Source organism: Pseudomonas sp. NBRC 111138, from assembly GCF_001320835.1.
GTDB classification, from domain to species: domain Bacteria; phylum Pseudomonadota; class Gammaproteobacteria; order Pseudomonadales; family Pseudomonadaceae; genus Aquipseudomonas; species Aquipseudomonas paracarnis.
The window spans coordinates 98,290-104,971 of sequence record NZ_BCBO01000022.1 but is presented as its reverse complement, the minus strand read 5'-3'; the positions used below and the strand labels follow the sequence as shown (position 1 = coordinate 104,971).

At 60.9% G+C, this 6,682-nt stretch carries 7 protein-coding genes and 1 pseudogene; 4 read left to right on the top strand and 4 right to left on the bottom strand.

Annotated elements, in window-relative coordinates:
* Together APH41_RS04570 and APH41_RS04565 are read left to right on the top strand one after the other, a co-directional pair.
* Positions 1-198: pseudogene (locus APH41_RS04570) on the top strand (citrate-proton symporter); the annotation flags it as partial.
* Positions 195-953, top strand: coding sequence for a substrate-binding domain-containing protein (locus APH41_RS04565; protein ID WP_054917742.1), 759 nt, complete (start codon positions 195-197; stop codon positions 951-953). The pseudogene APH41_RS04570 and the gene APH41_RS04565, both read left to right, overlap by 4 nt.
* Here the strand turns inward: APH41_RS04565 and APH41_RS04560 are convergent.
* A complete protein-coding gene (locus APH41_RS04560; RefSeq protein ID WP_034127031.1) occupies positions 945-1,847 on the bottom strand; it encodes a LysR family transcriptional regulator in 903 nt (300 codons plus the stop codon). The genes APH41_RS04565 and APH41_RS04560 overlap by 9 nt on opposite strands.
* Positions 1,848-2,180: 333 nt before the next feature.
* Here APH41_RS04560 and APH41_RS04555 point away from each other — a divergent pair, with 333 nt between their 5' ends.
* Positions 2,181-2,462 (top strand): type II toxin-antitoxin system ParD family antitoxin, encoded by a 282-nt coding sequence (locus APH41_RS04555; RefSeq protein ID WP_034127030.1) that lies wholly within the window; start codon positions 2,181-2,183, stop codon positions 2,460-2,462.
* Positions 2,459-2,812, top strand: a complete 354-nt coding sequence (locus tag APH41_RS04550) for a type II toxin-antitoxin system RelE/ParE family toxin (RefSeq protein WP_054917741.1) — start codon at positions 2,459-2,461, stop codon at positions 2,810-2,812. Before APH41_RS04555 ends, APH41_RS04550 begins: the two co-directional genes overlap by 4 nt.
* Before the next feature lie 18 nt (positions 2,813-2,830).
* Here the strand turns inward: APH41_RS04550 and APH41_RS04545 are convergent, their stop codons facing one another.
* The 3 genes from APH41_RS04545 to APH41_RS04535 all read right to left on the bottom strand — a co-directional run bounded on the left by APH41_RS04545 (position 2,831) and on the right by APH41_RS04535 (position 6,578).
* Positions 2,831-3,883 carry a histone deacetylase family protein gene (locus tag APH41_RS04545; RefSeq protein WP_054917740.1) on the bottom strand — a complete coding sequence of 351 codons (1,053 nt, stop codon included), beginning with the start codon at positions 3,881-3,883 and terminating at the stop codon, positions 2,831-2,833.
* Between the two features lie 134 nt (positions 3,884-4,017).
* Positions 4,018-5,250 (bottom strand): Zn-dependent hydrolase, encoded by a 1,233-nt coding sequence (locus APH41_RS04540; RefSeq protein ID WP_034126592.1) that lies wholly within the window; start codon positions 5,248-5,250, stop codon positions 4,018-4,020.
* An 11-nt stretch (positions 5,251-5,261) separates the two neighbouring features.
* A complete protein-coding gene (locus APH41_RS04535; protein WP_054897601.1) occupies positions 5,262-6,578 on the bottom strand; it encodes an MFS transporter in 1,317 nt (438 codons plus the stop codon).
* Positions 6,579-6,682: the final 104 nt, after the last annotated feature.

Sequence of the window (6,682 nt, the reverse complement as noted above, 5' to 3'; positions counted from 1 at the left end):
CTGGCCTCCAGCCTGGCGACAGCAGTGTTCGGTGGCTTCACGCCAGCGATCTCCACCTGGTTCATTCACATCACCGAAGACAAGGCTTCACCTGCGTATTGGATGATATTCGCCGCGCTGTGTGCATTGTGTTCGACCCTGGCGTTGTATCGCCGCGCCAATACCCGCGGCCAAGTCATGCAGGAGGCTGCGCAATGAAGCCGCTGCTCAAGACCCTCGCTGCTGTCGTCCTCGGCACCCTGGCGCTATCAGCCCAGGCCGAACAACTCAAGGTCATGACCTCGGGCGGCTTCACCGCCGCGTATAAATTGCTCGGCCCGCAATACGCCGAGCAAAGCGGTGACACCCTCGACACCATCCTTGGCCCGTCCATGGGCAAGGCGCCGGAAGCGATTCCCAACCGCCTGGCCCGTGGCGAACAGGCCGATGTGGTGATCATGGTCGGCTATGCCCTGGATGAGTTGATCAAACAAGGCAAAGTCGATCCCGCGTCCCGCGTGGAGCTGGCCGACTCGCGGATTGGCCTGGTGGTGAAGGAAGGTGCGGCCAAACCTGTGATCAATACAGACGCCGAGTTGAAGGCCGTGCTGAGCAAAGCCAAATCGGTGGCCTATTCGGATAGCGCAAGCGGCGTTTATGTCGAGAAGGAATTGTTCAAGAAGCTCGGCATGCCGGCCAAGGGCACCATGATCCAACGCGTGCCGGTGGGCGAACAGGTGGCCAAGGGTGATTACGAGGTCGGCTTGCAACAAGTGGCGGAATTGTTGCCAGTCAAGGGCGTGACGTTCGTAGGCAAGATCCCGGAAGACGTGCAGTCCGTTACCCGTTTCGCCGCCGGTATTCCAGTGAACGCCAAACACCCTGAGCAGGCCAAGGCACTGTTGCAGTTCATGGCATCGCCCGAGGCCCAGCAGGAGGTGCAATCCACCGGCCTGGACTCGGTGTCACGCTGACCGGAACGGCATCTCCCGTACCAGTCGCTCCAACTCCAGCGCCGCCGGTGGCAACGTCCGCCCGCGGCGCTTGATCAAGCCCACATTGCGCAGCACCTGAGGCTCCACCAGCGGCACACTGACCAGAATCGGGTGAGTGTGCGCCGGCATCGCAATCGACGGCACCATCGCCACTCCCAGCCCCGCCTCCACCAGCCCGATCATGGTGGTCACGTGGTGCGTCTCGCAGATACTCGGCTTTTTCACCCGCACCCCACGCAAGGCCTGGTCGAGCAGGAAGCGGTTGCCCGACGTCTTGTCCACCTCGATGTAGTCATGCTCATAGGCCTCGGTCCAGCTCACGCTGTCACGCCCAGCCAGAGGGTGATCACGCCGGCAGGCCAGCACGTAGCGCTCCTGCAGCAGCAACTCGAATTCCACCTCATCGGCCAGGCTACCGCTGAAACTCACGCCAAAGTCCGCCTCGCCGCTGGCCACCGCATTGCACACCTCGCCGGCACTGGCATCCAGCACCCGCAGGCGAATCTTCGGATACAGCTTGTGGAACTCGGAGATTACGTGGGGCATGAAGTAGTACGCGGTAGACGGCACGCAGGCGATGGTGACATTACCCATGCGCGTCGAGGCGACGTTGCTGATACCCATCAGCGCGATGTCGAGATCGTCGAGCATGCGCTCGACCTGGGGTAAAAATGCACGCCCGACCATGGTCAGGCTGACCCGTCGCGTGGTGCGTTCGAACAGCTTTACATCCAGCGCGGATTCGAGCTTTTCGATACGCCGACTGAGGGCCGGTTGCGAGATACGGATGGCCTCGGCAGCGCCACGAAAACTGCCCTTGTCCACCACGGCGCGGAAAGCTTGGAGGTCGTTGAGGTCGAAGTTGATGATCACGGGAGGCAGGCCAAAGGTGGTCGAGGTGACGAGCATTATCGTATGGGAGCCGGTGGGACGCCATGTGTGCCTAGATGGTTTGCCGAGATCATCCTGTTACACATATGAAGTCATACATATCAGCAGGTTATCAGCCACCTACGGCAACGCGATCGCCAAAACGGGTCAATACTTTCGGCCTGACCTACACAACTGGAGACGTAGCAACTCATGGAAACCTACCCCTTCTGGATGGACGACGAGGCGCCGGGCATCGGCATCGATCAGTTGCTTCTTGCATCGCGCCAATGGTCGAGTAGGATTGAATCCCACTCACCTCAGGCGGATACACCCATGCGCTCAACCCAGCAAATGAGCATCACCTTGCCCCTTGAAATGGCGGCTCTGGTCAAAGCCAAGGTGGCTGCTGGCGAATATGCCAGCGAAAGTGAAGTGATTCGCGACGGCCTGCGGGCGTTGCTGGCGCGTGATCGCGCCATGGAGGATTGGCTCAGAGCCGAAGTCATCCCCGCAGCGACCGCCCTTGAGGCGAAGCCTGAGCTTGGGTTATCGCCAGAACAGGTCCGCGAACATATGGCCGCCAGACGTCAGCGCAAAGGCACAGGGGAAGCGTGAGCTACTCGGTAGTTTTTTCGCCCGAGGTCTTGGCGCAACTCGATGCCCTTGAAGACTACATCAGCGATGTCGGCTCCCCTCCTGAAGCGGCGCGTTTTATCGACAATCTTGTCAGCTACTGTGAAAGCCTTGCCCTGTTTCCCTTGCGTGGCATGCGCCGTGACGACCTGCTGAAAGACTTGCGCATCACTCACTATCGTCGCAGCACCATTATTGCTTTCAGGGTGAAGCCTGACTTCAAAACGGTATCAATAGTGGGGGTGTTTTACGGCGGGCAAGATTACACGGCGTTGTTGCACGCAGATCAGAACGAGCACCCGACAAGGGCTGAAAAGCCTGCTGAAAACTGATCAGCAGGCTTTTAGCGTTCAAACACCCTTTAATAAAGGGTCTGATAGCGCGTTCCAAGCCGCTGGTGCACCGAAAAACGCCTGGGCATTACTGTCCAACGTTTCCAAGTGATACCCGCCTTCCTGCACGATCACGCAGGGCAACCCCAGCGCACGGATGCGGGCTCCCAACCGCGCAAAGCCTTCCCGCGTCACCGCGACTTTGCTTTGTGGGTCCAGCTCATAGATATCGAAGCCCAGTGACAACACCAGCACATCCGCCGAGAAGTCATTCACCGCTGCCAGGGCCTGCTCCAGTTTTTCAAAGAACACCGCTTCGCTGGCACCATGGGGCATCGGCAGGTTGAGGTTGTACCCCTCGCCGGTGCCGTTGCCTTTTTCCTCGGCAAAGCCTGCCACGCCAGGATAGAAGTTGGTCGGGTCGCCGTGGATCGACACATACAGCACGTCGTCGCGGTCGTAGAAAATTTCCTGGATGCCCTGGCCGTGATGCATATCGGTATCGAGCACCGCGACACGCTGGAAACCCTGGCGCAGCGCTTGCGCAGCCACGGCCGCATTGTTGATGTAACAGAAGCCACCGGCCGCGTCGAAGCGGGCGTGATGGCCCGGCGGCCGGCACAAGGCGTAGGCGGCAGGGGCGCCATCGAGGATGTCTCCCGCTGCGGCGATGGCGCTTTGGGCTGACCAATAAGCCGAGCGCCAGGTCAATTCACCGATGGGGCAACTGCCATCGGCCAGGTAGCGTGCCGCCTGAGCCAGGATGCCGCGCAAGGCATTGGGTTCACGCACGAAGATGTTGGACATGACTTCGTCGCCCCAGTCTTCGGGAATTTCTTTCCAGCGCTGGTGAGCTTCTTGAAGAAAAGCCAGGTAGTCGCCGCCGTGCACCGCGAGCAAAGGATCCATACCGCAATCGGTCGGTTGCTGGATATCGAAGCCCAGGGTTTGCGCAGCCAACAGCAGGTTGCGCGCTCGCTCGGGAACCTCCTGGGGCGTGCGCATCTGGCCGCGGGAATAGTAGCTACGCGGGTGATGCAGGAGTTGTTCGGGGTGAAAAAACGTCTTCATGAGTTGCTCCTGGATAAACACAGAACCTGTGGGAGCTGGCTTGCCTGCGATGGCGGTGAATCAGGCAGTACATTGCTCTCTGACAGTGCGCAATCGCAGGCAAGCCAGCTCCCACAGGGGTGCGGCGTCGGCCTTTAGAAATGAACATGCCCGGCGCGTTTCAAGACGGCGTTGAGCAAGACATCGGTACCCTGGCGCACATCGTCGGGCAAGACATCCTCGGCTTCGTTGTGGCTGAGGCCGCCGACGCAGGGGATGAAGATCATCGCGGTGGGGCAATAGCGCGCCAGGTGAATCGCATCGTGGCCGGCGCCGCTGACGATGGTCTGCTGGCTGTAGCCCAAGCCGTCCACCGCAGCCTGCACGCAAGCCACGCACTCAGCGTCGAACGGCGTAGCCGGGCTGATCCAGTGAGGCGTGATGGTGACGCTCAGGCCACGGTTGTCCGCGATAGCCTGCAGGCGTGCACGCACTTGCTGCTCCATGGCGTCGATGTCGGCGTCGCGGTGATGGCGCAGGTCGACGGTAAAGTTGAGCAAGCCGGGGATGGTGTTGCGCGACGACTTGGCGATGCTCAGTTCACCCACAGTGGTAAGGCCCTGTGGGGCAAAATCGGCAGCGAGGTTTTCCAGGGCCTGGATCATTTTTGCCGCGCCGTACAGCGCATCTTTACGCAACGGCATCGGCGTGGTGCCAGCGTGCGCGGCCATGCCTTCGACCCGTACATCGAGCCAGCGAATCGCTTGACCACCGGTGACTACGCCGATGCTGTTGGCGTTGTCCTCCAGGATCGGGCCTTGCTCGATATGCGCTTCGAAATACGCATCCACCGCGCCACCCAACGGGCGCTCACCGTTGTAGCCGGTGGCGCGCAATGCCTCGGCCACGCTGATACCGTCGACATCGGCGGTGGCCAGTGCCTTGTCCAGGGCGAGCGTGCCGGTGAATACCGCCGAGCCCAGCATCGCCGGGGTGAAACGGGCGCCCTCCTCGTTGGTCCACACTGCAATTTCCAACGGCTTGCGCGTCTGGATGCCGTGGTCGTCGAGGCTGCGGATGACCTCCAGGCCAGCCAACACGCCGTACACCCCATCGAAGCGTCCGCCTTCGGGCTGGGTATCCAGGTGGCTGCCCATCATCACCGGGGCGGCGTCATTGTCGGTGCCCGCGCGGCGGGCGAACAGGTTGCCGATGGCATCCACGCTCAACGTCAGGCCGGCTGCTTTACACCAGTGGCTGAACAGCTCACGACCGGCCTTGTCTTCAGCGCTCAACGCCAGGCGGCAGCTGCCACCGCGTGCGGTCGCGCCGATCTCGGCCATGTCCATCAGGCTACGCCACAGGCGCTCGCCATTAATCTTCAACATTGCTGACTCCCTCAACTGTGTGCCATTTCCAGGCGGTGGGCCGTGGCATGGCGGCGGGACAAGGCCAGTACGCACACCAACGAAACCGCCGCGATCACGCTGTAAAACACTGCCATCGGCCACCATTGGCCCAGGTATTGATGGGCCAGCCAGGTGCCGATCAACGGTGTCAGGCCGCCGGCCAGCGCGCCGCATACCTGGTAAGCCAGGGAGATCGCGGTGTAGCGCACACGGGTTTCAAACAGGCCGCTGACAAAACCTGCGATGACGGCGTAGAACGACGCCATGCACACCACCGCCAGGGCAATGCCGAGGATGATCAACGGTGCCTGAGCGCTGCTGACCAGGACGAACATCGGGTACGGCGAGGCCATTGCCAGCACGCACATGGCGCACAGAAACCGGGTAGCGCCGACCTTCTCCGCCACCCAGGCGGCTAGCGGCTGGACGCAGAACTGAATAATGGCGACGAAGAACAGGCATTCCAGAATCAACGAGCGCGGCAGATTAAGTTGCTGAGTGCTGTAGGCAATCATGAAGGTGTTGGTGAAATACACGCCGGCAATCCCCAACGTATTGGCGCCAATGCACAACAACAGTGGACGCCAAGCGGTCTTCAGCACTTCCAGCACGGGGGCTTGGTCCTGCTTGATCGCTCGCGCTTTTTCCGCCAGAGCCTTGTCTTCGAGGAACTCCGGCGACTCGTTCACACCCAGGCGAATCGCGAGGCCGACGATCAACAGCAAGGCACTGGCCAGGAACGGCAGGCGCCAGCCCCAGCTGAGCAGGTCCTCTTCAGGTAAACGAGTGACGGCACTGAACGCTAGCAAGGAAAGAATCAAACCGGCCGGGCTGCCCAACTGCGCGAAGGATGCAAAGAAATTACGCCGCCCTTTCGGCGCGTGCTCGCCAGCCATCAACACCGCCCCACCCCACTCGCCGCCAACCGCAATACCCTGCACCACCCGCAACAGGATCAACAGCACCGGTGCGGCAGCGCCGATCTGGGCATAGGTCGGTAACAGGCCGATGCACACCGTGACCACGCCCATCATCACGAGGGTAATCACCAGGGATTTCTTGCGGCCGATGCGGTCGCCGATATGACCGAACACGATGCCGCCCAACGGCCGCGCAAAAAAGCCGACGGCGAAGGTGCCGAACGCGGCCATGGTGCTGAACAATTTATCGTCGGAGGGGAAGAACAGTTGACCGAACACCAGCGCTGCAGCGGTGGCATAGATGTAAAAGTCGTACCACTCGATCATGGTGCCGATAAAGGCGGCGGCCGCAGCACGGCGAGGCTGCGGCGAAGCGGAAGGCTTCATGAGGCTGGCTCCTTTGTTTATTTTTTTGGCAGGAGAAAGTCAAACCGGTGCGCTCTGGTGGCGCTCGTTAAACCCGATTTTTCGGCCAGGGGCTATGATTAGTC

Coding starts and splice junctions, on each gene's coding strand:
- APH41_RS04545 (WP_054917740.1), bottom strand. CDS start 3,883: ATGAAGACGTTTTTTCACCCCGAACAACTCCTGCATCACCCGCGTAGC.
- APH41_RS04540 (WP_034126592.1), bottom strand. CDS start 5,250: ATGTTGAAGATTAATGGCGAGCGCCTGTGGCGTAGCCTGATGGACATG.
- APH41_RS04535 (WP_054897601.1), bottom strand. CDS start 6,578: ATGAAGCCTTCCGCTTCGCCGCAGCCTCGCCGTGCTGCGGCCGCCGCC.
- APH41_RS04565 (WP_054917742.1), top strand. CDS start 195: ATGAAGCCGCTGCTCAAGACCCTCGCTGCTGTCGTCCTCGGCACCCTG.
- APH41_RS04555 (WP_034127030.1), top strand. CDS start 2,181: ATGCGCTCAACCCAGCAAATGAGCATCACCTTGCCCCTTGAAATGGCG.